Below are 25336 nucleotides of genomic sequence, written 5' to 3'. Positions count from 1 at the left end.
GCACCACGGTAGCGGGTGCGGTGGTCGGAGTAGCCTGCGGTCAACCGAACAGGGGAGGCGCCGTGCAGTTCCTCGTCAACGTAATCGACGACGGGCAGGCCGAGGCCGCCGGTCGGACCGCGTCCGCGACACGGGCCGAGACCGACGCGGTCGACGCGCTCAACGAACGGCTCGGTGATGCCGTCGTCGTCGCCGCCGGGGTGTCGGCGCCGTCGGACGCCGTCGTGGTCGATGCCCGTCGTGCCGAGCCGACCACCGTCCCGGGGCTCGTCGGGGACCCGGCCGAGTTCGTCGCCGGGTTCTGGGTCATGGACCTGCCGGACGCCGAGGCCGCGCTGCGGGTCGCACAGGAGGCGTCGGTGGCGTGCAACCGGAAGATCGAGCTGCGCCCGCTGCTCTGACCCGGGCACCGAGCACGGCGCAGACGGCCGTCACGAGCGCCCCGGCCCCGAACGTGCCGGGCGACCCCAGCGGCTCGACGACCGCTCCGGCTGCCGCGGCACCGCCGGCCTGGCCGAGGACGAGCGCCACGAAGAGCACCGCGGTGCCCGCCGAGGACCGCTCCGGGTCGATCTCGGTGGTCCACGCGATCAGGGCCCCGGTCGCCGCGGTGTACCCCCAGCCGAACACGGCGCACGCGACGAGCGCCACGGGCGTCCACTGCGGCACCGTGCCGAGCGCCAGCACACCGAGGGCGACGGCGACACCGGTGAGTGCCCACTGCGTGCGGGCGTGGAGCCGACTCGTCCACCGGGCGGTCACCACGACCGCGGCGCCGCCCACGCCGAGCGCGATCCACGCGGACACCGAGACGGCGACCGGTGCGCCGGCATCGACGAGCACCGAGCGGCCGTAGGTCCACACGACCGCCGACCCGGCGCCGAAGAGCAGGGCGAGCACGAGGACCGCACGGTGTGCCCTCCACCACGCCGGGTCCGGCCCCGCGGCCGGGGACCGCTCGGAGCGGGTCCGCCCGCCGGCCCCCGTCCGGCGGGGTGACCACGAGGACGCGAGGAGGGCCGCCCCGACGACCAGGGTCGCGATGCCGGACCACGTCCACGCGGTCCGCCAGTCGGGCAGGAGCGCGAGCGCGAGGACGCCCGCGGCGACGAGGCCGGGGCCCGTCCCGGCGTTCACCACGGCCTGCGCTCGGCGCTGCGCCGGCTGCGGCACCAGGGTCGTCACGAGACTGACGAGCGCGGGCGATGCCAGCCCCGCGCCCGCCGAACCGACGACCGACGCGATCGCGAACGCCGCGGGGGCGCCGGCCGCAGCCATGCCGAGTGCACCTGCGCCAGCCACGGCGGCGGCGACCGCCACGAGGACCCGGGGCACGCGGCCGGCACAGCGGTACCCGACCACGGCGCCGACGCAGTACAGCGCCGAGGCTCCGGACGAGACCCACCCCGCAGCGTCGGCGCGTAGGCCGAGGTCCCGCTGGACGTCGGGCAGGAAGAGGCCGTAGGCCAGCCGGACCAAGCCGTACGTCGCAGCGATCAGACCGAGGCCGCTCCCCACGAACACCGACTCTCGTAACAAAAACGATCGTTTCACTTTTGAGAGCCTAGGGTGCTCTCATGGCGATGCGTCCAGGAACCGAGCGGAAGCTGCTCGACGCCGCCGAGGAGCTCTTCTTCTCGCAGGGCATCGCCGCGACGCCCATCGACGCCGTCCTCGAGCGCGCGGGGATCTCGAGCGCCACGCTCTACCGCGGGTACGCCAGCAAGGAGTCCCTCGTGGCCGCTGCCCTCGGTCGCCGGCACGACGACTGGCTCGCGACGTGGGACCGGGCGGTCGCGGACGCGTCGGACGACCGCGGCCGTCTGCTGGCGGTCTTCGACGCGCTCGACGCGTACCGGTCGACCGCAGCGGGTTCGCGGTGGTGCGCGTTCCTCGGCACTGCCGCCGAGTACGTCGACGCCCCGTCCGACGTCCGCGCGGTCCTCGACCACGAGACCGACACCCTGCGTCGACGCCTGACCGCGTCGGCCGAGCCCGTGGTCGGCGCACACGCCGGGGCGCTCGCCGAGCAGCTGCTGCTCCTCGTCTCGGGGTACCTCGCGATGCGCCTGCGCGAACCCGGCCTCGGGACGGGTACCGCGCGTGCCGTCGCCGACGCGCTCCTCGGGTCGGCGGAGCGACCGGTTCCTGCGCGACTTCACACCTGACGTCCGCGTGTACCCGAGGTGCTCCGGCGCCCGACTCGGTAGCTTGCCCGGTGTGCAGCGGACCTCCCCGACCCTCGTGACGACGTGCGTGCCCCAGGGCGACGCCGGCCCCCGCGGATGAGCGGCTCCCGTGCAGCCCGGATCACCCGCCGCTCGCTCATCGTCGGCGGGGCCGCGGTCGTCGTGGCGGGCGCCGCGGCCGAGGCCGTGAACCTCCGGCTCCTCCCCGGCCGGTCGACCATGTACCGCGTGCTCGGCCTCGACGGGCCGGCGGGAACGGTCCCCGACGTCACCCCGGTGCCGACCGTGTCCGGATCGTTCACGTCCCGGGCACGGAAGGGACTCGAGGTCGGCTGGACGATCGCCGCGCCGCGGTCCGACGACCCCCTGCCGATCGTGGTCGCCCTGCACGGGTACGGCGACGACCACGCGGACTTCTTCGGTTCCCACCTCGGCTACGACCGGTTCCTCGCCGCGCACGTCGCGGCGGGCGGGACGCCGTTCGCGATCGCCGCGGTCGACGGCGGCAACCGGTACTGGCACCGTCGTGCCGACGGCGACGACCCCGCCGCGATGGTCGTCGACGAGTTCCTGCCCCTGCTCGCCCGCCGAGGCTTCGACACCGCGCGACTCGGGCTCACCGGCTACTCGATGGGCGGCTACGGCGCGCTGCACCTCGCCGGCGGTCTCGGCGCGGAGCACGTGCGCGCGGTCTCCGCGATCAGCCCCGCACTGTGGCGGTCGGCGGGGGAGACCGCACGGGGCGCGTTCGACGACCCCGCGGACTTCGCCGCGAACACCGTGCTCGGCCGACAGGCATCGCTCGACGGCGTCGCGGTCCGGGTCGACTGCGGCACCGGCGACGGGTTCGAGCCGGCCGTGCAGACGTACGTCGACGGCTTCGCGACCGCACCGGCCGGCGGCTTCGAGGCCGGCGGCCACACCTCGGCCTACTGGCGGCGCCTCGCGCCGGACCAGCTGCGGTTCCTGGGTCGGCACCTGCGGCCCTGACCCGCATCGACGGCGGACGGGAGGCGCGGGTCGGGCCCGCACCGTCCCTCCCGTCACGGTCGTCGTACGGCTGGCGCGTCGCGTCGCGCCGGGACCCACGGGTGGGCCCCTCCCGACCGCCCGTCGGTCCGGTCGAGGGCCCTCCCCGTCACGGCGTTGACCGTTCCGGTTCGCGATCCCCGGGGTCCGCGAACCGGAACGGTCAACGAGCAGGAATGATCAGTGGGTCCCGCGAACCTCGCGCACCGCGTCGGCGGCGAGTCCGGCGAGTTCGGCGTGGGCGGGACCGGTCAGCGCGGCCCGCGCGCCTCGCGCACCGCGTCGGCGGCGAGCTCGGCGAGGCGGTGGTCGTCCGTCTCCTCGTGGGCGGTGATCGTCACGACCGCGTCGCGCGCCTGGTCGACGACCACGTACTGGCCGTAGCGGCCGTCGAGCCGCCACGTCTCGCCCGGGCCGTCCCACACGGCGAGGCCGTAGCGCTCGAAGGGGGCTCCGCCTTCCGTCGGTACCCACTCCGCGTGCATCCGGTCGACCCACGACGCCGGGACGAGCTGGTCCGCGCCCCACCGTCCGCGGTCGCGCAGCAGCGCGCCGATGCGTGCGAGTTCGGACGTGCGGAGCTCCAGGCCGCTGCCGCCGACGATCCAGCCGAGCGGACACCGGTGCCACTGCGGGTTGTGGATGCCGAGCGGGTCGAACAGGCGCGGGAGGAGCCAGTCGCGGACGTCGCCGACGACGGCTCCCAGCATGCGCATCGCGACGTAGGGGCTCGCGTCGGAGTACCGGAAGACCGAGCCGGGGCCGACCGTCGGTCGACCGAGCATCTCGGCCGCGAGGTCCGGCCACGACACGACCTCGTCGCCGAACCAGGCGAAGTCGATGCCGCTCGTCATCGTCAGCAGGTGTCGGACGGTGACCGCGTCGACGCCGTCTCCGAGCGGGATGTCCGGCAGCAGCTCGGGGACGCGGGTGTCGAGCGTGAGGATGCCCGCGTCGACGGCGATCCCGATCGCGAGCGCGCAGACACCCTTCGAGACGGAGTAGAGGTTCTCGCGATCGTCGCTGCGCCACCGGTGCTCGACCTCGTCGTCACCGATCCGGACGTGCACGCCGTAGGCACCGAGTCCGGCCGCGTCGACACCGGCGACGATGCGCTCGAGAACGTCGGCCGCGTGGCCGTCCGGCATCAGGCGCGGCCCCGGTTGCGCCGGCGGATCTCCTTCGGGGCCCGACCGGCCATGAAGGACCGGGCCGGGTCGACGAGGAAGCCCTGGCGCAGTGCCTCGCGGCCGACGAGCATCCGGAAGCCCATCTGGTCGCGGTTGCTCAGGGTGACCTCGGCCTCGAAGACACGCCCGGCGAGGGACATCTCGGTGAGCACCACGATGCGCTCCTGGGTGTGCCCGGTGGAGCTGCGGACGATGCGACGGTCGTGCACCGCGCACTCGATCGTGACGGCGTCGGCATCGGTGTCCTGCCACGGGTGCACCGAGAAGCGGACCCGGTCGCCGGGGAGTTCCTCGAGGTCGAACGCGTGCAGCGCCGAGCTCCGCGCACCGGTGTCGAGCTTCACCTTGATCCACGGGATGCCGAGCCCCGGCAGGGCGGCCCACTCCCGCCATCCGGCGACCACGAGACCGCCGTTGGGTGACTTCGGTTCTCGGGCCATGTGCCCATCCTGTCGCATGCTTGGATGGAGCGTCGCCGTCGATACCCCTACCCCGGAGCACACCCGATGAAACTCGCCATCCTGTCGCGCGCGCCGCACGCGTACTCGACGGAGCGCCTCCGGGCTGCAGCGATCGACCGCGGGCACGAGGTCAAGGTGCTCAACACGCTCCGGTTCGCGATCGACCTGACCGGCGACGACCCGGACCTGCAGTACCGCGGCAAGCTCCTGTCCGACTACGACGCCGTCCTGCCGCGCATCGGGAACTCGATCACGTACTACGGCACCGCGGTGGTCCGGCAGTTCGAGCAGATGGACGTCTACACGCCGAACACCGCCAACGGGATCACGAACTCGCGCGACAAGCTGCGGGCGAACCAGATCCTGTCGCGGCACGACATCGGCATGCCCGCGACGACGTTCGTGAACGGCCGCGCCGACGTCCGTGGGGCGATCGAGCGCGTCGGCGGTGCTCCGGTCGTGATCAAGTTGCTCGAGGGCACGCAGGGCATCGGCGTCATCCTCGCCCCCGAGGCCAAGGTGGCCGAGTCGATCGTCGAGACGCTGCACTCCACGAAGCAGAACGTCCTCATCCAGAGCTTCATCTCGGAGAGCCGCGGCAAGGACATCCGTGCGCTCGTCGTCGGCGACCGGGTGGTCGCGGCGATGCGGCGGAGCGCCTCGGGTGACGAGTTCCGGTCCAACGTGCACCGCGGCGGGACCGTCGAGAAGGTCACGCTGACGCCCGAGTACGAGGAGGCCGCGGTCCGCTCGGCGCAGATCATGGGCCTCCGGGTCGCCGGCGTCGACATGCTCGAGGGCAACGACGGACCGCTCGTGATGGAGGTCAACTCGTCGCCGGGGCTCGAGGGGATCGAGCGCGCCACGGGGCTCGACATCGCCGGAGCGATCATCGACTTCATCGCGAACCAGGTGGCCTTCCCGGAGATCGACGTCCGCCAGCGGCTGTCCGTCTCGACCGGGTACGGCGTCGCCGAGCTCCTCGTGCACACGAACGCCGACCTCGTCGGGAAGACCATCAAGGAGTCCGGTCTCTGGGACCGCGACATCACCGTCCTCACGCTGCACCGCGGCTCCGGCGTCATCCCCAACCCCCGGAGCGGCGTCGCCCTCGAACCCGGGGACCGCCTGCTCTGCTTCGGCAAGCTGGAGGAGATGCGATCGATGATCCCGGAGCGTCGGAAGCGTCGCGCGAAGGTCCGGAAACTCCCCAAGGAACCACGCCAGCCCGAGGCGTGAGGCGCATCCGGAGCGCACTGTCCCCCGCCTGTCAGCGCTTCCGGATCGCGTACCCAGGCCAGATGCGGAAGTATGTGTCGGTGACGATCATGACGGAACGGCCGGTCGACCAGGCGACGAGCAGCGACACGGAGCGGCCCGGCAACGCCACGGCCAAGCACGACAACGTCGCGCTGCTCTCCGTCGCGACGACCGTGGCGGAACGCGTGACCACCTCGGCCGACATCGAGGAGAAGCTCCGCGTCGTGCTGCGCCGCCTGCGCCTGCCGATGGGGCTGCTCGAGCGTGTCGCCGGGGTCAAGGAGCGTCGCAACTGGGGTGAGGGGCAGTCCTTCCAGGACGCCGCGATCGACGCCGGGCGCCGTGCCATGGCGGAGGCGGGCATCCGCCCCGAGGACGTCGGCCTGCTCATCAACACGTCGGTGACCCGCCCGCACCTCGAGCCCTCGGTGGCCGTGCGGCTGCACCACGGACTCGGGCTGCCGTCGTCCGCGATCAACTTCGACATCGCGAACGCCTGCCTCGGGTTCGTGAACGCGATGAGCGTCGCCGCGGGCATGATCGACTCCGGCCAGATCAAGTACGCGCTCGTCGTGGACGGCGAGGACGCCGACCAGGTGCAGCTCAACACCATCGAGCGCCTGAACCAGGGCGGCCGCAACCGCAAGGACTTCATGAGCGAGTTCGCCAGCCTGACGCTCGGCTCCGGCGCCGCGGCGGCCGTGCTCGGCCCGGCGGACATGCACCCGGGCGGCCACCGGATCGTCGGCGGCGTCACCCGCGCGGCGACCCAGTGGTACGACCTCTGCGTCGGCAGCGTCGACGGCATGTTCACCGACGCGAAGATGCTCCTCAAGGGCGGCATGGAACTCGTCGTCGCCGCCTGGAACGAGGCGCGCTCCCACTTCGACTGGGCCGACATGGACCGCTACGTGCTGCACCAGGTCTCCGACGTGCACACCAACGCGTTCGTCGAGGCCATCGGCGTCCCGCGCGACAAGGTCCCCACCACGTACGAGCGCTTCGGCAACGTCGGCCCCGCGTCGATCCCGATCACCCTCGCGGACGAGGTCGCCCGCGGCGCCATCCGCCCCGGCGACCGGGTGTTCCTCGGCGGTGTCGGCTCCGGCATCAACACGGCGATGATGGAACTGCGCTGGTGACCTCCGGCCTCCCGCGCGTCGCCGCTGCCACGGCTCCGGCGACGCCCCCGCCGCCCCTGCCCGGACTCGACCCCGCCTGGTCGCGCATCGTCGCGGTCCCGGCCGCTGCGGGTCCTGGAGGCGCGGCTCGCCCCGAGCGCTCCTGGCACCTCCTCGACACGGCCGGCTCCCTGGCCGCGCTCGGCGTGGAACCCGTCGGCACGCTGCTGTGCGTGCACGGCAACCCGACGTGGTCGTACCTGTGGCGGTCGGTGCTCCGCACCTCGCTCGACGTCGCCGCGGCCGGCGGTCCGGCGTGGCGGGTCGTCGCGGTCGACCAGCTCGACATGGGGTTCTCGGAGCGGACCGGCACGCAGCACGGGCTGGCGGACCGCGTGCGAGACCTCGGCGCGCTGACCGACGAACTCGGCCTGACCGGCCCGGTGGTGACCCTCGGGCACGACTGGGGCGGGGTCGTCTCCCTCGGCTGGGCGGTGGACCACCCGGACCTCGTCGTGGCCGTCACGACCTGCAACACCGCCGTGCACCAGCCGGACGACGCCCCGATCCCGGCGCCGCTGCGGCTCGCCCTCCGTCCCGAGCTCCTCGGCCGCGCCACGGTGCTGACGCCGGCGTTCCTCGAGACGACCCTCGCGATCGCGCACCCGCGGCTCGACCGTCCCGTCGCGGACGCGTACCGAGCGCCCTACCGCGGCGCCGCCCGTCGCGGGGGCATCGGCGGGTTCGTCGCCGACATCCCCGTCGACGCCGACCACCCGAGCGCACCGGAACTCGACCGGATCGCCGCGGGGGTCGCGGCGCTCGACTTGCCGGCCCTCGTGATGTGGGGCCCGCGCGACCCGGTGTTCCTGGAGCGCTACCTCGACGACCTCGCGGACCGCCTGCCGCACGCCGACGTCCACCGCTTCGAGGGCGCCGGGCACCTGCTGCCGGACGACGCCGACGTCGCCGGGACGGTCTTCGACTGGCTCGGTGACCACCTGCCGGACGGTCACGGGCCCGCCGGGGCCGAACCGTCCCTCCAGGCCCCCACCGACACCGTCGCCGACGCGAGCCGCCCGCTGTGGGCCGCACTCGACGCACTGCGCGAGCGCGACGACGCCGCGCTCGTCGAGATGGCCGCCGCCGGCGGGCCCCGCACGGTGTCGTGGCGGCTGCTCGCCCGCCGGGTGGACGAGATCGCGGCGGGACTCGTCGACCTCGGCGTCCGCCCCGGCGACCGTGTCTCGCTGCTCGTCACCCCGGGAGCCGACCTCACCGCGGTCCTCTACGCCTGCGTCCGCATCGGCGCGGTCGTCGTGGTCGCCGACGCCGGGCTCGGCCTGCGCGGCCTGACCCGGGCCGTGCGCGGCGCGCGTCCCGACTGGATCATCGGTGCGCTGCCCGGCCTCGGAGCCGCGCGGGCGCTCGGCTGGCCCGGTCGTCGGATCGCGACGGTCGCGCTGCCCGCCGCCGCCCGGCGTGCGCTCCGGGTCGAACGCACCCTCACCGAGGTCGCTCGCCGCGGAGCCGACCGGCTCGCACGGGGGACCGCCATGCCCGAGGCCCCCGGCGCCGACGCACCGGCCGCCGTGCTGTTCACGTCGGGGTCGACCGGCCCGGCCAAGGGCGTCGTGTACACGCACGGGCAGCTCGGTGCCGTCCGGGACGCGCTGGCCACCCAGTACGACATCGGCGTCGGCACCGGGCTCGTCGCCGGGTTCGCCCCGTTCGCCCTGCTCGGTCCGGCCCTCGGGGCGCGGTCGGTCGCACCGGACATGGACGTCACGGCACCCAGGACGCTCACCGCGCGGGCGGTCGCCGACGCGGTGCAGGCAGCGGACGCCACGGTCGTCTTCCTGTCGCCGGCCGCCGTCGCCAACGTCGTGGCGACCGCCGGTGCGCTCACCGCCGACGAGCGTGCGGCACTCGGCCGGGTGCGGCTGTTCCTGTCGGCCGGGGCGCCGGTGTCGGCGGCCCTGCTGACCGCGGCCACCGAGCTGATGCCGAACGCGAGCGCCCACACGCCCTACGGCATGACCGAGGGGCTGCTGATGACCGACGTCGACCTCGACGGGGTCCGTTCGGCGGGGTCCGCGGTCGACGACGGCATCTGCGTCGGGGCCCCGGCGGCGAACGTCCGGGTGCGGATCGCCCCGCTCGACGGCGACGGTCTGCCGACCGGCACGCTGACCGACGACCCGGGCGTCACCGGCGAGATCGTCGTGGCCGCGCCGCACGTCCGGGCGCGCTACGACCGGCTCTGGCGACAGGACCGGGTGTCGCGACTCGGCGTGGACGACTCCCGGGGACACCGCACCGGTGACGTCGGGCACCTCGACGCAGCCGGCCGCCTCTGGGTCGAGGGACGCCTGCAGCACGTGCTGACGACCCCGGACGGGGTGGTCACGCCGGTCGGACCCGAGCAGCGGATCGAACGGGTCCCCGGCGTCGGCCGCGCCGGTCTCGCCGGGGTCGGCCCGCGCGGGACGCAGCAGGCGGTGGCCGTCGTCGAGACGACCGGCACGCGCCGCGCTCGTCGACCCGCACTTGCGGACCCGGACCTCGCGCGCGCCGTGCGGGCAGCCGCCGGCATCCCCGTCGCGGCGGTCCTGACCGTGCCCGAGCTGCCGACCGACATCCGGCACAACTCGAAGGTCGACCGTGCGCGGCTGTCACGGTGGGCCGCATCGGTGCTGTCCGGTGGGCGGATGGTCCGGCCGTGAGGGTCCTCGTCACCGGCGCGAGCGGGTTCCTCGGGCGAGCGACCGCCGCGGCCGTGCGGGACGCCGGCCACGAGGTCCGGACGTTCCAGCGGCGTCCGTCCGGCGTCGACGGGGCGGCGGACGTCCTCGGCACCGTGACCGACCCCACCGCGGTGGTCCGGGCGGTCGAGGGCGTCGACGCGGTCGTGCACCTCGCCGCCGAGGTCTCGCTCGCCGGCGACCCGGCCGACTTCGTCCGCGTGAACGTCGAGGGCACCCGGACCCTGCTCGACGCCGCACGCCGCGCGGGGGCGACACGGTTCGTGTTCGTGTCGTCGCCCTCGGTCGCGCACACCGGCTCGTCGCTCGTCGGGGCGGGCGCCGCACCGGCCGAGCCGGCGCGCGCCCGCGGGGACTACGCCCGCACGAAGGCCGCCGCCGAGCTCCTCGCCCTCGCCGCCGACGCCCCGGGGTTCGCGGTCACCGCCGTCCGCCCCCACCTGGTGTGGGGACCGGGCGACACCCAGCTCATCGGGCGGATCGTCGACCGGGCCCGCAGCGGACGGCTCCCGGTGCTCGACTCCGGCGCCGCCCTGATCGACACGCTCTACGTCGACAACGCGGCCTCGGCCATGGTCGCTGCGCTCGAGCACGCCGCCGACGACGCGGTGCACGGCGCCGCCCACGTCGTCACGAACGGCGAGCCCCGGCCCGTCGCCGACCTGCTCGCGGGCATCTGCGCGGCGTCCGGGGTCCCGGCACCCCGGCTGCACGTGCCGGCCGGTGTGGCCCGCGTCGCCGGATCGCTCGTCGAGGCCCTCTGGCGGGTACGACCCGGGCAGGACGAGCCGCCGATGACCCGGTTCCTCGCGGAGCAGCTGTCGACGGCGCACTGGTTCGACCAGCGCCGCACCCGCCAGGACCTGCGGTGGACGCCGGCGGTGTCGATCGACGAGGGGCTCGAACGGCTCGCAGCCGCTCAGACCTCGTCGGCGGCGACGTAGACCCAGGCCCGGGTACCCGACTCCAGCGTCACCTCGATGCGCTGGTGGTCGGTGGGCTCGTGGTCGTCGACGTCCCGCAGCTGCCACTCGTACCCGAGCGTGAGGGCCGCACCCTCGACCCGGTCCTCGCTGGTGCCGCGTCGCAGGGTCGGACGACGGCCCGGTCCGCTCGCTCGGACCACGTCCGGGTCGGTGCTCGTCGCGTCGTCGATCCGCCAGCCGGCCAGGGCGTCCTCGGCAGTCGGCACCGGGTCGCCGAACAGCGCGTCCTGCACCTCGGGCTGCCGGAGCGCGCCGACCGTGAAGACGACGTTCACACCGACGTTCGGGGCGGGGCGACGCAGACGGCCGGGAGCGATCGTCGGCGCGGCCGTCCAGACGATCGCGCCGGCCAGGCCGGTGAGACCGAGGTGGAGCAGCCCCACGATGCCGAGGACGCTGCCCCAGACGATCCCGGAGTCGTCGCCGGGGCACCGCTCCTCGGGCCAGGTGTCGCCCGCGCCGAGGCACCCGTACCGGTTCGACAGCCCGACGACCAGCCCGACGACGCCGACGACGAGGAGGACGACGGCGAACGCGCCGAGCGCGACGACCCAGCGCTGTGCGGGGGAGAGACGGTGCATGCTGCGACCGTAGCGAACGACGGACGCGGTGCACGCCACCCAGATCGGGTCACGTGCACCGCGCCTCGTGTCGGTGTCAGTGCTTGGTCGCTCCGGCGATCTTCTTCCGGAGCTTCTTGCGGGCCTTCCGCGAACGTGGGTCGTTCCAGAGCTCGCGCGCGGTCTGGGCCTTGGACTTCTTGTTCACGGGACGGGTGGCGCGTGCGCCGAACCAGAACCCGAGGAACACGATCGCGCCGATGAGGATGATGCGGTTGCGCATGGTGACTCCTTCGATGGTGGTGCGGACGGCCGAGGGACTCAGCCGGTGAAGCGGTTCCAGAGCTCGGTGACGATGGGCCAGACGTCACCGGCACGGTCGGCGGACCCGACGGCGACGAGGACGACCGGCACGACCGTGACGGCGATGCTCACCAGGACGGCGAGGACCACCGCGATGGTCGCGGTGGCGGTGTGCCGCCGGGTGAACGCGAGCAGCAGGAGCGCCAGGACGACGATCGCGCCGAGGAGGGCGACGACCGTGACTCGGATGAACGGGAACGGCACGAGGCCGGCGGTGGTGGCGGTGACGCTGCCGAGGAAGCCGACGAGGGGGAGGAACGCGCCGAGCAGCGTGCCGAGGACCAGGACGACGCCGATGCCGCCCGCGATCCACACGCCGCGCGGGCGGGGCCGTCGGACGCGCGTCCGACGGTTCCCCGACCAGGCGGTCGTCACGGCTGGTCCTGACGGTGGCGACCGGATTCGGTGTCGGCGTCGAGGGCGGCCGTGGTGTCCGACGCCTCCGGTGCCTCCTGCGTGGCCAGCGCGTCCGGCGTGTCCGCTGCGTCCGAGCGGGCGGCCCGGGCTGCTGCGTCGGCGGACTCCGACGCGGCTGCTGCGGCGTCCTCGGCGGCGTCGGCCGCGTCCTCGGCCGCGTCTGCGGCGGCAGCGGCACGGTCGGCCGGGGTCGCGTCGTGCTCGGCGACGGTGTCGACGACGGCGTCCCGTGCACCGGCTGCGGCGTCCTTCGCCGAGTCGGCGGCGTCCGCTGCCAGCTCGGAGGAGCGGGCCAGCTCCTCGGTCGCCGCGTCACGGACGTCGCCGGTGGTCTCGGCGGCGGAGTCGACGGCGCGCTTGGTCGCGTCGGCGGTGGCGTCCGCCGCACGGCGGGTGGCGTCGGCGGTGGCGTCGGCTGCCCGCTTGGTCTGTTCCGCCGTCGCCTCTGCGGCGTCGCGGGTGGCGTCAGCTGCCTGACGGGCGACGTCGGCGGTCGCCTCGGCGGTGCGCTTGGTCACGTCGGCGGTGGCGGACGCGGCTCGCTTCGTGGCGTCGGCGGTGGCCTCCGCCGCGTCCTTCAGCGCCGCGCCCGTGGCGTCGGTGGCGCGCTTGGTCGCATCCGCGGTCGCGGTCGCGGCCTGCTTGACGGCGTCGCCGGTCGCCTCCGCCGCCCGGCCGAGCGGCGACTGCTCGTCGTCGAACGGACCGTGCACGTCGAGCACGCGGACGTCGACCGAGGTCGGGACGTCGGACACCTGTCGCGTGGCCGCGGCGACCTGCTTGCGGACCTCGTCCGCGACGGCGATGACCGGGTGCGGGTAGCTCACGACGACGGAGACGTTCACCGCGAGGGCGCCGTCCTCGTCGTCGACCTGGACGCCCGCGGTCCCCGCGCTCTTCCCGAGCTGCTGGCGGAGCTGGTCGGCTGCGCGGGCGGCGAGACCGCCGAGGTGGTGCACGCCGGGGACGCCGAGCGCCGTCTCGGCCGCGGTGCGGGCGACGATCGTCACGGTGCTCGCGTCGTCGGGCAGGGGCTCCGTGAGCTCCGCGGGCAGGGCGACTTCGGTCACCTGCGTGTGCGCATTCGGGTCGTGCTGCATCGTTCTCCTCCTCGTTCGGTCCACCGGAAACGTGTCGGGGCACTCGACATCGCGAGTGCCCCGACACGGTTCGTGCGTCCTACTTCTTGAAGACGTCCTTGACGTCCTCGCCGGTCTGCTTGACGCTCGCGGCGGCCTGGTCCTTCTTGCCCTCGGCGACCTTGTCGTCGTCGTTGGTGGCCTTGCCCACGGCTTCCTTCGCCTTGCCGGCGAGGTCTTGAGCGGCGTTCTTGATCTTGTCGTCGAGTCCCATGAGGGGTCCTTTCATCGGTCGGGCTGACGCCCGGTGGGTGGTGCGTCCGGCGGGTCGGGAGGCGCGGTGGCCGCCCGGCGCGCGTGTGTCAGTGGACGCGGGTTGCCTTGGCGAGGGCGGAGCGGGTGCCGCCCGTGAGGTGGACCAGGATCGGCAGTTGCCGGCCGAGGGTCCGGTCCAGCGTGGAGACGGCGTGGTCGACGGCGTCGAGGACGGTGACCGCGTCACCGCCGCGGCGGACCGCGACGCGGATGCGTGCGGCGCGCTGACGACGGACCAGGTACGTGTCGACCCGGGTACCGACGACGTCACGGACGTCCTGGAGTTCGTGTTCGACGACGTCGCGGACGAGCGCGACGTTCACGGTGACCTGGTCGTCGCCGGAGCGTTCCCGCACGGCGACGGAGGTCCCGCCACGACCGCGGGTGAACACCCACAGCAGCGACAGCACGATCACGACCGCGCAGACCGCGACGACGATCCACAGCGACGACGCGGGCACGTCGAGGTTGCGCGGCAGGTCCACGTACGGTTGCACGGCGTCCCGGACCGGGGTCAGCACGCCGGCGCCGATGGTGACACCGACGATGACCGCGACCAGGCCGAGCACGAGCAGGATGATCCGGTTCATGGTCCGGTTGCTGCCGGTCATGCCAGCGTTCCCTTCTCCTCGACGCTGACGCTCACGCGCCGGCCGAAGCGTTCGTCCAAGCCCGCCAGGCGTGCCTGGACGGCGTCCCGGACGACGGAGTCGTCGACGGGGATCCCGCTGACGGGCACCACGCGCACGTGGGTGGAACGGCCACGAGCGGTCGCGGACGTGTTGCCCTCGGGCACACCCGCGGCGAGCCCGGCCGCGTTGGCGGCCGTCGAGGCGACGATGCGGCTGTCGATGATCACCGCGCCACGGTCGTGGTCGATGACCGAGCGGTGCTGCCGGCCGGGCTTGAGGGCCAGCACGATCAGCACCACACCGAGCACCAGCAGCACCACCGCGACGACCTCGGCGATCGTCACGAACGCCGCGTCCGGTCGCAGGGCCGCGTCCACGACCTGCTGCGGGTCCGCCACGAGCGGCGGACGGCCGATCCCGGCGAGGACCGCTTCGGTGCCGATCCACGCCGCGACCAACGCCAGCACCACGAGGGCGACGGCGACCGCGGTCGAGCGGGAGCGGTGCACGCTGCGGCGACGGATGCGTCGTTCCACGGAACCGTTGCTCATGATGGCCTCCTACAGGGTCCGGGACCGGTGCTCGCGCACGATCCCGGTGAGTTCGATGTGGGCACTGCCCACCCGGCGGCCGGTGAGGTCCCCGACCCGGCCCTTGACCTCGTCAGCGACCCGCACGGACCGGGCGAGGATGTCCTCGCCCGCCGAGATCGGACCGGTGATGTCGAGCGCGAGCGCCCCGGACGCATCGCCCAGGCCGACCCGCACCCGCTTCGCGGGCGCGCCGAGCCGTTCGGCTGCGACGGCCCGCGCCAGCGAGGTCAGGGCACGAGCGGTGATCTCGACCCGGCCCGGGACGTCCGGGCCGGCACTCACCGGGAGCTCCGACGCCCGGTCAGAACGTCCGTCAGGGCGCCGCGGTCGATCTTGCCCGTCACCAACGCCGCGACGAGCGCGCCGAGAGCACCGAACACGACCACCAGGACGAAGCCCCAGAACCCGAACTGCAACGCCACGACGGCGAGGATCGCGCCGATCAGCGCGCCGACCAGTGTGTTACTCAACGCGGGACTCCTTCTTGTCGTCGTTGTCGTCGTCGTCGCCCGGGATGTAGACGTCCTGGACGGTCACGTTGACCTCGGCGACCTCCATGCCGACGATCTGGGTCAGCGCACGGGCCACCGCGGAGCGGACGCCGTCGGCGACCTGCTGCAGCGACACCGGGTACTCGGCGACGATCACGATGTCCGCGGCGACCTGCTTCTCGCCGACCTCGACCTTGACGCCCTGACCGAAGTCACGCTGACCGATCGCGTCGCGGATCGCACCGATCGCACGCGCTGCGCCGTTGCCGAGCGAGTGCACACCGTTCACCTCGCGAGCCGCGATCCCCGCGACCTTCGACACCACCGTGTCGTCGATCGTGGTCTTGCCCGTCACGCCACCAGCCGGTGCGGTCGCAGCGCGGCCCGCGGTCGTCGCAGCCGGGGTGGTCGTCGTGGTGTCAGCCATCGTGGTTTCCTTCCGATTCGGTCCCGCCGGGCGTTCCCAGCGGTTGCTGTTCACGGATGAGACGGGGCTGACTCGAGGATCGTCACACGGGGCCGATCGAGTTCAGGAACTTCCCAGGGATGGCGCGGAACGCGCAGCGCTGCGTACCCCTGCTGTGCCGACGGTCAGCGAGCTGCGCTGATTCCGTCCGACGCGTTGCGTTCTGCAGCACCACGGATCGACCGCACGGCCGCCATCGGGGACTCGCCCCGTTCCTCCAGGAAGAGCTGCTGCAGCCGCCGTGGGCGCACGCCCGCGGCGTCGGCGATCGCCTGCAGCGTCAGTGCCGAGTCCGGGTTCGACTCGATGAACTCGACGGCACGACGGAGCCGCCACGAGGCGCGGCCCGGTCGGGCGGCGCGTGAGGAGCGCAGGGTCGACGCCGGGTCCTCGCCGAACCGGTCGCGGTACGCGACGGCGAGACGTCCGTGGTTCGTGAAGCCCCATCGCCGGGCGATCTCGGTGACGCTCTCGTCGCCGTCCGTGTGCAGGAGCTCGCGTCGGACGCGGTCGAGTCGGTGGTCGCGGAGGAATCGGTGCGGGGTCGACCCGAGGGTCCGCGAGAACACGTCCTGCAGGCCGCGCTGGCTCAGCCCGCACGCGGCGGCGATCTCGGGGACTGCCGGGCGTTCGGCGGCGTGCTCCTCGATGAACCGGACCGCGTCCCGCAGCCGGTTCGCCACCGGGACGTCCGAGCCGCGGTTCCGGATCGGGAAGGTGTCGAGGACGACGACCGCGAGCCGGCGGTTGAGTGCCGTGCGCATCGGGCCGAGCACGCGGTCGTCGACGAGCATCGGACCGATCTCGCGCACGAGGTGTCGGAGGGGCTCCTGGCGCGCGACGACCTCGTCCTGCTGGTCGAACAGGAGCGGGCCGTCGGGGAGTGCGAAGCCGAGGTCCTGTCCGACCGCGCGGAGGAACCGGTCGGCGATGTGCACGCCGTTGTAGATCGTGCCCGTCGACTCGAAGCGGTAGGCCTCGGACGCCGAGGCGATGTACGGGCTGCCGGGGACGACGACGCGGGACCGGTCGGCGAAGTGCATCTCGAGCTGCCCCTTGGTGAGCCAGAACACGACGTGGTCGTCCCGTGGCCCGATGACTCCACCACGCCTGCCGCCCTCGGCCCGCATCGTCCGGAGCGTCAGGTCGTCGTCGCCCACGACCGTGTACTCGTAGCGGGTGTCGCGGGTGGCGAAGGTGCCCGAGGCGAAGTCGGAGCCGTGGTACTCGGCCTCGAAGATGTCGGAGTAGTCCGACCCGTCGCCGTCGGCGAACCGCAGTCTGCGGAAGCCGTTCGTCGCCACCTCGGTCATGGTCGCATCATCGCACGGTTCATCCCGGGGTCACGGCAACGGCGGATGGGTATACCCTAGGGGGGTACCGTACGGATGACGGAGGCCAGCATGCACGAACACGTCGGCTACATCGGGGACAAGGACGACCTGCTCAAGCGACTCCGTCGCGCCGAGGGGCAGGTGCGTGGCATCGCGCGCATGGTCGAGGACGAGACGTACTGCATCGACGTCCTCACCCAGATCTCCGCGGCGAACCGGGCACTCGAACGCGTCGCCCTCTCGCTGCTCGAGGACCACCTGCGGCACTGCGTCGCCGAGGCCGTCGCCGAGGGCGGTGACGCTGCGGACGCGAAGGTGCGCGAGGCCAGCGACGCCATCGCGCGGCTCGTCCGCTCCTGACGGCGTCGACGCCGACGTCGTGACCCGACCCCAGAAGGGAACCACCATGACCACCGAACTGCTGCTCGTCGAGGGCATGACCTGCGACCACTGCGTGATGAGCGTCACCGAGGAGCTCGGCGAGCTCGACGGGGTGTCCGACGTCCGGGTGCGGCTCGTCCCCGGCGGCGCCTCCGAGGTGACCGTGACGTCCGCGGCCCCGGTGCCGCAGGACGCGCTCCGCGCCGCCGTCGCCGAGGCGGGGTACGAGGTCGTGCGGTCATGACGGACGGGGTCGTCGAGCTCGACATCACCGGGATGACCTGCGCCTCGTGCGCGAACCGCATCGAGCGGAAGCTCGGCAAGCTCCCCGGCGTCACCGCGACCGTGAACTACGCGACCGAGAAGGCCACCGTCTCCGGCAGCTCGGACACCGGTGCCCTCATCGCGGCCGTGGAGTCGGCCGGGTACGGGGCCTCGGTGCCGCGCCCGCCGGCGACCGCCGACCCCGAGACCGCCGACGACGACCGCGTGGACGACCCGACCGCGGCGCTCCGGCGACGACTCGTCGTCTCGGCGGTCCTCGCCGTCCCCGTCGTCGTCCTCTCGATGGTGCCGGTCCTGCAGTTCCCGAACTGGCAGTGGCTGGCACTGACCCTCGCCGCCCCGGTGGCCGTGTGGGGCGCGCTGCCGTTCCACCGGGCCGCCTGGGTGAACGCCCGGCACGGCGCGGCGACGATGGACACCCTCGTGAGCGTCGGCGTCCTCGCCGCGTTCGGGTGGTCGCTGTACGCGCTGTTCCTCGGCGACGCCGGGACGACCGGCATGCACATGACCTTCTCGTGGTTCGCGACCGATCCCGAGGCGAGCGACCTCTACCTCGAGGTCGCGTCGGCCGTCACGGTGTTCATCCTCGCGGGGCGGTACATGGAGGCCCGCGCGAAGCAGCAGTTCGGCGCCGCACTCCGGGCGCTGCTCGAACTCGGCGCGAAGGACGCCACGGTGCTGCGCGGGGGCACCGAGACGCGCGTGCCCGCCGCGTCCCTCGTCGTCGGCGACGTCGTGGTCGTCCGGCCGGGGGAGCGGATCCCGAGCGACGGCACCGTGCGCGAGGGCACGTCGGCCGTCGACCGCAGCATGCTCACCGGCGAGTCCGTACCGGTCGAGGTCCACGTCGGCGACGACGTCACCGGCGCCACGATCAACGTCGGCGGTCGGCTCGTCGTCGCGGTCACCCGGGTCGGGGCCGACACCGAACTCGCCCGGATGGGGCGGCTCATCGAGGACGCGCAGACCGGGAAGGCGGACGTCCAGCGCCTCGCCGACCGGGTGTCCGGGGTCTTCGTGCCGATCGTCATCGGGCTCGCGGTGACGGCGTTCGTCGGGTGGCTCGTCCTCGGCGGATCCCTGACGGCCGCCTTCACCGCGGCGGTCGCGACGCTCATCATCGCCTGCCCCTGCGCGCTCGGCCTCGCGACCCCGACCGCGCTCCTGGTCGGGACCGGCCGGGGCTCGCAGCTCGGCATCCTGATCAGTGGCCCGCAGGTCCTCGAGCAGACCCACGGCGTCGACACGATCGTCCTCGACAAGACCGGGACGGTGACGACCGGGACGATGGCCCTGCGTGCGGTCACGGGCACGCCCGGCACCGACGACGCCGAGGTCCTCCGGCTCGCCGCCGGGGTCGAGGACGGCTCCGAGCACCCCGTCGCCCGGGCGATCGTCGCGGCCGCCCGCGCCCGAGGACTCGACGTCACCGGAGCGGCGCAGTTCACCGCGACCCCCGGGGCCGGGGTCCAGGCGGTCGTCGACGGCGCGGTGGTCCTCGTCGGCACGACCGCCTGGCTCGAGACGTCGTGGTCCGTCGCCGTCCCGGAGACCGTGCTGCGTGCCGTCCGGGACGCCGAGTCCGACGGTGGCACCGCGGTCGTCGTCGCGACGGACGGCCGAGCAGTCGGCGTGGTCGTCGTCGCCGACACCGTGAAGCCCGAGGCTGCGGACGCCGTCCGGCGCTTCCGGGAGCTCGGGCTGCACCCGGTGCTGCTCACCGGCGACAACGAGGGCGCTGCCCGGAGCGTCGCCGCCGCGGTCGGCATCGACGAGGTGCACGCCCGCGCCACCCCGGCCTCGAAGCTCGAGACCGTCCGCCGCCTGCAGGCCGATGGCCGACACGTCGCGATGGTGGGTGACGGCGTGAACGACGCCGCGGCCCTCGCGGCGGCCGACCTCGGCATCGCGATGGGCGCCGGGACCGACGCCGCGATCGCCGCGAGCGACATCACGGTGGTGAGCGGTCGCCTCACCGTGGTGGCCGAGGCGATCCGGCTTTCGCGAGCGACCCTCCGCACGATCAAGGGCAACCTGTTCTGGGCGTTCGCGTACAACGTCGCGGCGATCCCGCTCGCGATGGCGGGGCTGCTGAACCCGGTGCTCGCCGGCGCGGCGATGGCGTTCTCGTCGGTCTTCGTCGTGACGAACAGCCTGCGCCTCCGCCGCTTCACCCCCGAGTCCTGACCGCGCCGCCACCGCGCACGGCCCCCGGCGTCGCCACCTGCGGGCCGGACGCGCCTGGCGCGTCGCCCGGGCCTGCCCGGTCGCGGACGCGCTCGCGCCGCTCGCCCCGTGACGCGCACAGCGAACGTGCCCCGCGCCTCCTGTCCGACGGCGCACACCATCCGCCGGAGCGCACTACGCTCGGAGGCGGTCCGCGACGCAGCGCAGCGGTGACCCGCGGGCTCGTACGTCTGAAGGCGATCCAGGAGGACCACAAGTGACCGAATCCGCTCCCGTCGACCCCACATCGACCGACGGCTGGAAGAAGCTCGCCGGCATCGCCGACGGCTTCACCCCGGACCTGCGCGGCTGGTTCGACAGCGACCCCGCTCGCGCCGAGCGCTACACGTTCCAGGCCGCCGACCTCACCGTCGACCTGTCGAAGGGCCTCGTCACCGACGAGATCCTCGCCGACCTGCTCCAGGTCGCGAAGGACACCGGCGTCGCCGAGCGCTTCCAGGCGATGCTCGCCGGCGAGCACATCAACGCGACCGAGGACCGCGCGGTCCTGCACACCGCCCTGCGCCGTCCGAAGGGCGCCTCGCCGGCGCTCGTCGTCGACGGCCAGGACGTCGACGCCGACGTGCACGCCACGCTCGACAAGGTCTACGCCTTCGCCGAGCAGGTCCGCAGCGGCGCGTGGACCGGTGTCACCGGCAAGCGCATCGAGACCGTCGTGAACATCGGCATCGGTGGCTCCGACCTCGGCCCGGTCATGGTCTACGAGGCGCTGAAGCCGTACGTCCAGCCCGGCCTCGAGGCGCGGTTCGTCTCGAACATCGACCCGGCGGACATCTACGAGAAGACCGCTGATCTCGACCCCAAGACCACGCTCTTCATCGTCGCGTCGAAGACCTTCGGCACGCTCGAGACGCTGACCAACGCCCGCCTGGCCCGCCAGTGGCTCTGGGAGCGGCTCGGCCTGGCCGACGCGTCCGACGACGAGAAGTCGAACGCCGTCGCGAAGCACTTCGTCGCCGTGTCGACCGCGCTCGACAAGGTCGCGGCGTTCGGCATCGACCCCGAGAACGCGTTCGGCTTCTGGGACTGGGTGGGCGGCCGGTACTCGGTCGACTCCGCCATCGGCACGAGCGTCGTCATCGCGATCGGCCCGGAGAACTGGGAGCAGTTCCTCGCGGGCTTCCATGCGATCGACGAGCACGTCCGCACGACGCCGCTCGAGCAGAACGTCCCCGTCCTGATGGGCCTGCTCAACGTCTGGTACTCGAACTTCCTCGGCGCGCAGAGCCACGCGGTCCTGCCGTACACGCAGTACCTGCACCGCTTCGCCGCGTACCTGCAGCAGCTCACCATGGAGTCCAACGGCAAGCGCGTCCGCTGGGACGGCTCGCCCGTCACCACCGAGACCGGCGAGGTCTTCTGGGGTGAGCCGGGCACGAACGGCCAGCACGCGTTCTACCAGCTCATCCACCAGGGCACGCGCCTGATCCCGACCGACTTCATCACGGTCGCGAAGCCCGCGCGTCCGCTCAAGGACGAGACCGGTGACGGCGGGGCGGTGCAGCCCGGGCAGGACGTGCACGCGCTCTTCCTGGCGAACTTCTTCGCGCAGACGAAGGCGCTCGCGTTCGGCAAGACGGCGGACGAGGTCCGCGCCGAGGGCACCACGGACGAGGCCATCGTCTCCGCCCGCACCTTCACCGGCAACAAGCCGTCGACGTCGATCCTCGCGCCGGAGCTCACCCCGAGCGTGCTCGGTCAGCTCATCGCGCTGTACGAGCACATCGTGTTCACCGAGGGCACGATCTGGGGCATCGACTCGTTCGACCAGTGGGGCGTCGAGCTCGGCAAGCAGCTGGCGCTGCAGATCGCCCCGGCGGTCGACGGTGACCAGGCCGCGCTGGACGCGCAGGACTCCTCGACGAAGGCGCTCATCGCCAAGTACCTGGAGCTGCGCGGCGAGTAACGCACGCACCTGACGGACAGGAGGCGCGGTGCCGGCTGGCACCGCGCCTCCTGTCGTCGGTGGGTCGCGCTCCGGCGGGACCCGCGCAGCTCAGCGGCCGAGCGGGTCGAGGTTGAGCGTGGTGCCCTCGTAGAGGTGCTGGTCCTCGCCGAAGACCTGCACGCCCTCGTTGAGCCAGACGAGCGCCCGGACGGTGATGCCGAACCGTGCGGCGACGTCGCCGATGAGGTCGTCGGGCGCCACGGTGTACCGCGCAGGAGCCCCGCCGCCGGCGGCTGCCGTCACCGATCCGGTGGCGTTCGGGCGGGCACCGTGGTCGACCGGGTGCACGTTCGTCTGCCGGGCGGGGATCGACCACCGCACGGTCGTGACGGCGAGGACCTTGTCCGCGGCGATCTCGACGGGGACGTCCTGGCCGGGGCGGGCGGCCGAGTACGTCACGAGGGTGCCGAGGTGCGACGGTTCGACGCCGGACCCGGTGAGCGGGACCGATGCGGAGCCGGGCGTGCTCGTCGGCCCGCCGAGCGTGTGGTCGCCCACCCCGCGGTAGGTCAGGCCGTCGCCGACCTCCTTCGGCAGGTCGAACAGCCCGACCCCGACGGGGACCGGCAGCGTCGACGTGAACCCGGAGTACTCGGCGGTGAACGCGTCCGCTCCGTCGGCGACGACACGGAAGTGGAAGTGGATGCTGCCCTTCGGGGACGCGACGTCGCCCTGGGCGAGGACCGTGCCGGCCGGGATGGGCGTCAGCGTCGGTGCCGGTGCGGCGGCCTCGGTGGGCGCGGCAGTCGGTGTGCGGGGGGTCGCGGAGGCCTCGAGGAGGTCCGCGGCCGAGTCGCCGTCGGCGGTGGGTGTGTCGCTCGGGGTCGGGGAGGCACTCGTGGGCGGGGCGGACGGGGCGGGGATCGCCCCGTCCGTCCCGCGCAGCCACGAGCAGCCGGACAGCAGGACGGTCGACACCAGGACGGTTCCGACCACTGCGGTTCGTTTCATGACTCCCCCTCGGGTTCAACCGTAGCGGACTGCCGGACGTGCACACCGTCGCCCGTGCGGCGATGTGTCGGTGGACGTACGGTCGGGCGCTGTCGGCTGCACGGGTTACCGTCGGTGCATGGAGCGTTCGGAGATCCTCGCCGCGGCGGCCGCCGCGCACGCCGCCCGCATCGCCGAGGCCGGCGGTGACGACGCCGCCGCGCGCGAGCGTGCCGAGCAGGTCCGGAAGCGGGCGGACGGCCTGGTCGACCGGATCGAACGGAGCGAAGCGGCCGACGACGCCGCTCGCGACGCCGAGCGTCGTCGGGCGGGCGAGGCCGACCGTGCCGCCGCCCGCACCGAGGGCTCGCTGTCCGACTGGCACCGGATGGGGACGCGTCGCGGGGTCACCCCGGACGAGCAGGTCCGCACGGCCTGGACGGTGACGGGGGTCCCGGAGCCGGGCGACGCCCGCGCGCTGGCGAACATCCTGCTGTCGACCGCCGGGCACGCTGGACGCGTGGCCGACGCTGCACGACGGAACCCCCGGCTCTCGGGCGCCGCGAGTGCCGCCGCTCGACGCACCGTCCGTCGCTACACCGACCACGGTGCGGACATGCCGTCGCTGGGTGACGTGCTCGACGACCCCGCCGGCAACGGCGAGTGATCGCTGACCGGGGCTTTCGCGGAGCCATCCATTCGTCATTCCGTGTGTATGACCGATTGACAGGACATGGTTTCGGGCTACGATCCTCCACAGCGATGCAGCCCGATCACTGACGAAGGAGTCACCGAATGGTCGACATCAGACCGACAGCCACGAGCGTCCCCCTCCCGCCGGTCGGACACGGCCCGCACGTCCGACGCCTCGGCGTCCTCGCACTCGTGGCCACGTTCGGCGGCCTGCTCTTCGGCTACGACACCGGTGTGATCAACGGCGCCCTGCTGCCGATGAAGCAGGAGCTCGGGCTCACGAACCTCACCGAGGGCGTGGTCACGAGCTCGCTCCTCTTCGGGGCGGCGATCGGCGCGATGCTCGGCGGCCGGATCGCCGACGGCTGGGGGCGCCGCAGGACGATCATCCTGCTCGCCGTGACGTTCTTCGTCGGGACGCTCGTCTGCGTGTTCGCCCCGGTCTTCGGGGTGATGGTCGTCGGTCGCGTCCTGCTCGGCCTGGCGGTCGGTGGTGCCTCGACGGTGGTGCCGGTGTTCCTCGCGGAACTCGCGCCGTACGAGATCCGCGGATCGCTGTCCGGTCGGAACGAGCTGATGATCGTGATCGGCCAGCTCGCCGCGTTCGTGGTGAACGCGATCATCGGCTCCCTCTGGGGCGAGGGCGAGGGCGTCTGGCGCGTGATGCTCGCCGTCTGTGCCCTGCCGGCGATCGCGCTGTTCATCGGCATGCTCCGCGTGCCGGAGTCACCGCGGTGGCTCGCCTCCAAGGGGCGCGACGACGAGGCCCTCGAGGTGCTCGGGCAGATCCGCTCCCGCGAGCGCGCCCACGCCGAACTCGAGGACATCACCCGGTCGAACGAGCTCGAGGCGGACGTCGAGCGGCAGAGCGGCTGGCGCACCCTGCTCGGCAACAAGTGGCTGATCCGCATCGTGCTCATCGGTGCCGGCATCGGGGTGGCGCAACAGCTCACCGGCATCAACTCGATCATGTACTACGGCCAGACCGTGCTCGTCGAGTCGGGCTTCGCGGACCAGACAGCGCTCATCGCGAACATCGCGCCGGGGGTCATCGCGGTGGTCGGCGGCGTGATCGCGATCCGCAACATGGAGAAGATCAACCGGCGCACGACGCTCATCCTCGGCTACTCGCTGACGACCGTCTGCCACTTCCTCATCGGGATCGCGTCGATGACCCTGGTCGAGGGCAACCCCGCCCGCCCGTGGGTGATCCTGTTCCTCGTCGTCGCGTTCGTCGGCTCGATGCAGACGTTCCTCAACATCGCGACGTGGGTGATCCTGTCCGAGATCTTCCCGACCCAGATCCGCGCACTCGGCATGGGCATCTCGGTGTTCTGCCTCTGGATCGCGAACGCGTTCCTCGGGCTGTACTTCCCCACGATCGTCGCCGCGACCGGCATCACGGGCACCTTCTTCGGGTTCGCGGCCGTCGGCGTCCTCGCCCTGCTCTTCATCTGGAAGTTCGTGCCGGAGAGTCGCGGGCGCACCCTCGAAGAGGTCCAGGAGGGCGTCACGACCGGCAACATCTTCACGGTCCCGACGACGCAGGCCCGCGGCTGACCACGAAGGCGTCCCCGCACCGGCCTCCTGGGCCGCGGGAT

General features: G+C 73.2%; 28 protein-coding genes. 13 read left to right on the top strand and 15 right to left on the bottom strand.

Features of this window, described 5'->3' with window-relative positions; all coding sequences use genetic code 11:
• Positions 1 to 62: 62 nt before the first annotated feature.
• Positions 63 to 401 carry a YciI family protein gene (locus tag ACIQUC_RS13645; protein ID WP_402267834.1) on the top strand — a complete coding sequence of 113 codons (339 nt, stop codon included), beginning with the start codon at positions 63 to 65 and terminating at the stop codon, positions 399 to 401.
• Here ACIQUC_RS13645 and ACIQUC_RS13640 read toward each other — a convergent pair.
• The gene (locus ACIQUC_RS13640; protein WP_402267831.1) at positions 307 to 1554 is read right to left on the bottom strand and encodes an MFS transporter; all 1248 of its coding nucleotides are present in this window, start codon (positions 1552 to 1554) and stop codon (positions 307 to 309) included. The two genes, ACIQUC_RS13645 and ACIQUC_RS13640, sit on opposite strands and share 95 nt — an antisense overlap.
• A gap of 23 nt (positions 1555 to 1577) precedes the next feature.
• Here ACIQUC_RS13640 and ACIQUC_RS13635 point away from each other — a divergent pair, with 23 nt between their 5' ends.
• A complete protein-coding gene (locus ACIQUC_RS13635; protein WP_402267828.1) occupies positions 1578 to 2168 on the top strand; it encodes a TetR/AcrR family transcriptional regulator in 591 nt (196 codons plus the stop codon).
• 117 nt (positions 2169 to 2285) lie between these two features.
• Positions 2286 to 3179, top strand: a complete 894-nt coding sequence (locus tag ACIQUC_RS13630) for an alpha/beta hydrolase (protein ID WP_402267825.1) — start codon at positions 2286 to 2288, stop codon at positions 3177 to 3179.
• 290 nt (positions 3180 to 3469) lie between these two features.
• On the opposite strand, the gene ACIQUC_RS13625 is transcribed toward ACIQUC_RS13630, so the two are convergent.
• Together ACIQUC_RS13625 and ACIQUC_RS13620 are read right to left on the bottom strand one after the other, a co-directional pair.
• Positions 3470 to 4366, bottom strand: a complete 897-nt coding sequence (locus ACIQUC_RS13625; protein ID WP_402267823.1) for a serine hydrolase domain-containing protein — start codon at positions 4364 to 4366, stop codon at positions 3470 to 3472.
• Complete coding sequence (locus tag ACIQUC_RS13620) at positions 4366 to 4848, bottom strand: RimK/LysX family protein (RefSeq protein ID WP_022906836.1); 483 nt, start codon at positions 4846 to 4848, stop codon at positions 4366 to 4368. The genes ACIQUC_RS13625 and ACIQUC_RS13620 overlap by 1 nt, the downstream gene beginning before the upstream one ends.
• Before the next feature lie 66 nt (positions 4849 to 4914).
• Here ACIQUC_RS13620 and rimK point away from each other — a divergent pair, with 66 nt between their 5' ends.
• The 4 genes from rimK to ACIQUC_RS13600 all read left to right on the top strand — a co-directional run bounded on the left by rimK (position 4915) and on the right by ACIQUC_RS13600 (position 10959).
• Positions 4915 to 6108, top strand: coding sequence for a 30S ribosomal protein S6--L-glutamate ligase (rimK, locus tag ACIQUC_RS13615; RefSeq protein WP_070418032.1), 1194 nt, complete (start codon positions 4915 to 4917; stop codon positions 6106 to 6108).
• Positions 6109 to 6197: 89 nt separating this feature from the next.
• Positions 6198 to 7271 (top strand): 3-oxoacyl-ACP synthase III, encoded by a 1074-nt coding sequence (locus tag ACIQUC_RS13610; protein ID WP_402268020.1) that lies wholly within the window; start codon positions 6198 to 6200, stop codon positions 7269 to 7271.
• Complete coding sequence (locus tag ACIQUC_RS13605) at positions 7268 to 9976, top strand: alpha/beta fold hydrolase (RefSeq protein WP_402267819.1); 2709 nt, start codon at positions 7268 to 7270, stop codon at positions 9974 to 9976. Before ACIQUC_RS13610 ends, ACIQUC_RS13605 begins: the two co-directional genes overlap by 4 nt.
• On the top strand, positions 9973 to 10959 hold the full coding sequence (locus ACIQUC_RS13600; protein ID WP_402267817.1) for an NAD-dependent epimerase/dehydratase family protein: 987 nt from the start codon (positions 9973 to 9975) through the stop codon (positions 10957 to 10959). Before ACIQUC_RS13605 ends, ACIQUC_RS13600 begins: the two co-directional genes overlap by 4 nt.
• Here the strand turns inward: ACIQUC_RS13600 and ACIQUC_RS13595 are convergent.
• The 11 genes from ACIQUC_RS13595 to ACIQUC_RS13545 all read right to left on the bottom strand — a co-directional run bounded on the left by ACIQUC_RS13595 (position 10935) and on the right by ACIQUC_RS13545 (position 17230).
• Complete coding sequence (locus ACIQUC_RS13595; protein ID WP_402267815.1) at positions 10935 to 11582, bottom strand: gamma-glutamylcyclotransferase; 648 nt, start codon at positions 11580 to 11582, stop codon at positions 10935 to 10937. The two genes, ACIQUC_RS13600 and ACIQUC_RS13595, sit on opposite strands and share 25 nt — an antisense overlap.
• Before the next feature lie 76 nt (positions 11583 to 11658).
• Entirely contained in the window at positions 11659 to 11844 is a 186-nt protein-coding gene (locus ACIQUC_RS13590; protein ID WP_022905857.1) for a hypothetical protein, read from the bottom strand.
• A gap of 38 nt (positions 11845 to 11882) precedes the next feature.
• The gene (locus tag ACIQUC_RS13585; RefSeq protein WP_402267812.1) at positions 11883 to 12299 is read right to left on the bottom strand and encodes an MFS transporter permease; all 417 of its coding nucleotides are present in this window, start codon (positions 12297 to 12299) and stop codon (positions 11883 to 11885) included.
• Positions 12296 to 13441 carry an Asp23/Gls24 family envelope stress response protein gene (locus tag ACIQUC_RS13580; RefSeq protein WP_402267809.1) on the bottom strand — a complete coding sequence of 382 codons (1146 nt, stop codon included), beginning with the start codon at positions 13439 to 13441 and terminating at the stop codon, positions 12296 to 12298. Before ACIQUC_RS13580 ends, ACIQUC_RS13585 begins: the two co-directional genes overlap by 4 nt.
• 79 nt (positions 13442 to 13520) lie before the next feature.
• The gene (locus ACIQUC_RS13575; protein WP_022908528.1) at positions 13521 to 13694 is read right to left on the bottom strand and encodes a CsbD family protein; all 174 of its coding nucleotides are present in this window, start codon (positions 13692 to 13694) and stop codon (positions 13521 to 13523) included.
• 88 nt (positions 13695 to 13782) lie between these two features.
• A complete protein-coding gene (locus ACIQUC_RS13570; protein WP_022908527.1) occupies positions 13783 to 14346 on the bottom strand; it encodes a hypothetical protein in 564 nt (187 codons plus the stop codon).
• Positions 14343 to 14918, bottom strand: a complete 576-nt coding sequence (locus ACIQUC_RS13565; RefSeq protein WP_022908526.1) for a DUF6286 domain-containing protein — start codon at positions 14916 to 14918, stop codon at positions 14343 to 14345. Before ACIQUC_RS13565 ends, ACIQUC_RS13570 begins: the two co-directional genes overlap by 4 nt.
• Before the next feature lie 9 nt (positions 14919 to 14927).
• The gene (locus tag ACIQUC_RS13560) at positions 14928 to 15242 is read right to left on the bottom strand and encodes a hypothetical protein (RefSeq protein ID WP_022908525.1); all 315 of its coding nucleotides are present in this window, start codon (positions 15240 to 15242) and stop codon (positions 14928 to 14930) included.
• Entirely contained in the window at positions 15239 to 15430 is a 192-nt protein-coding gene (locus ACIQUC_RS13555; RefSeq protein WP_022908524.1) for a DUF2273 domain-containing protein, read from the bottom strand. The genes ACIQUC_RS13560 and ACIQUC_RS13555 overlap by 4 nt, the downstream gene beginning before the upstream one ends.
• Positions 15423 to 15878: an Asp23/Gls24 family envelope stress response protein gene (locus ACIQUC_RS13550; RefSeq protein WP_022908523.1), complete on the bottom strand. Its 456-nt coding sequence runs from the start codon at positions 15876 to 15878 to the stop codon at positions 15423 to 15425. Before ACIQUC_RS13550 ends, ACIQUC_RS13555 begins: the two co-directional genes overlap by 8 nt.
• Before the next feature lie 164 nt (positions 15879 to 16042).
• Positions 16043 to 17230 carry a helix-turn-helix domain-containing protein gene (locus tag ACIQUC_RS13545; protein ID WP_402267803.1) on the bottom strand — a complete coding sequence of 396 codons (1188 nt, stop codon included), beginning with the start codon at positions 17228 to 17230 and terminating at the stop codon, positions 16043 to 16045.
• Between the two features lie 90 nt (positions 17231 to 17320).
• Between ACIQUC_RS13545 and ACIQUC_RS13540 the strand changes: the two genes are divergently transcribed.
• From ACIQUC_RS13540 to pgi, 4 genes are all read left to right on the top strand, one after another.
• The gene (locus ACIQUC_RS13540; RefSeq protein ID WP_031263278.1) at positions 17321 to 17611 is read left to right on the top strand and encodes a metal-sensitive transcriptional regulator; all 291 of its coding nucleotides are present in this window, start codon (positions 17321 to 17323) and stop codon (positions 17609 to 17611) included.
• Between the two features lie 46 nt (positions 17612 to 17657).
• Positions 17658 to 17876: a heavy-metal-associated domain-containing protein gene (locus ACIQUC_RS13535; protein WP_022908520.1), complete on the top strand. Its 219-nt coding sequence runs from the start codon at positions 17658 to 17660 to the stop codon at positions 17874 to 17876.
• Positions 17873 to 20104: a heavy metal translocating P-type ATPase gene (locus tag ACIQUC_RS13530; RefSeq protein WP_402267798.1), complete on the top strand. Its 2232-nt coding sequence runs from the start codon at positions 17873 to 17875 to the stop codon at positions 20102 to 20104. Before ACIQUC_RS13535 ends, ACIQUC_RS13530 begins: the two co-directional genes overlap by 4 nt.
• 256 nt (positions 20105 to 20360) lie before the next feature.
• Positions 20361 to 22070, top strand: coding sequence for a glucose-6-phosphate isomerase (gene pgi / locus ACIQUC_RS13525; protein WP_402267795.1), 1710 nt, complete (start codon positions 20361 to 20363; stop codon positions 22068 to 22070).
• A gap of 90 nt (positions 22071 to 22160) precedes the next feature.
• Here the strand turns inward: pgi and ACIQUC_RS13520 are convergent, their stop codons facing one another.
• Positions 22161 to 23063, bottom strand: coding sequence for a LysM domain-containing protein (locus tag ACIQUC_RS13520; protein WP_402267793.1), 903 nt, complete (start codon positions 23061 to 23063; stop codon positions 22161 to 22163).
• A gap of 118 nt (positions 23064 to 23181) precedes the next feature.
• Between ACIQUC_RS13520 and ACIQUC_RS13515 the strand changes: the two genes are divergently transcribed.
• Positions 23182 to 23709: a hypothetical protein gene (locus tag ACIQUC_RS13515; RefSeq protein ID WP_402267791.1), complete on the top strand. Its 528-nt coding sequence runs from the start codon at positions 23182 to 23184 to the stop codon at positions 23707 to 23709.
• A 128-nt stretch (positions 23710 to 23837) separates the two neighbouring features.
• Positions 23838 to 25295: a sugar porter family MFS transporter gene (locus ACIQUC_RS13510; RefSeq protein ID WP_402267788.1), complete on the top strand. Its 1458-nt coding sequence runs from the start codon at positions 23838 to 23840 to the stop codon at positions 25293 to 25295.
• Positions 25296 to 25336: the final 41 nt, after the last annotated feature.

It is taken from the genome of Curtobacterium sp. NPDC098951 (assembly GCF_044759965.1).
Taxonomy (GTDB): domain Bacteria; phylum Actinomycetota; class Actinomycetes; order Actinomycetales; family Microbacteriaceae; genus Curtobacterium.
The sequence above is the reverse complement of the archived record's forward strand: the minus strand, read 5'-3'. Positions and strand labels throughout refer to the sequence as shown.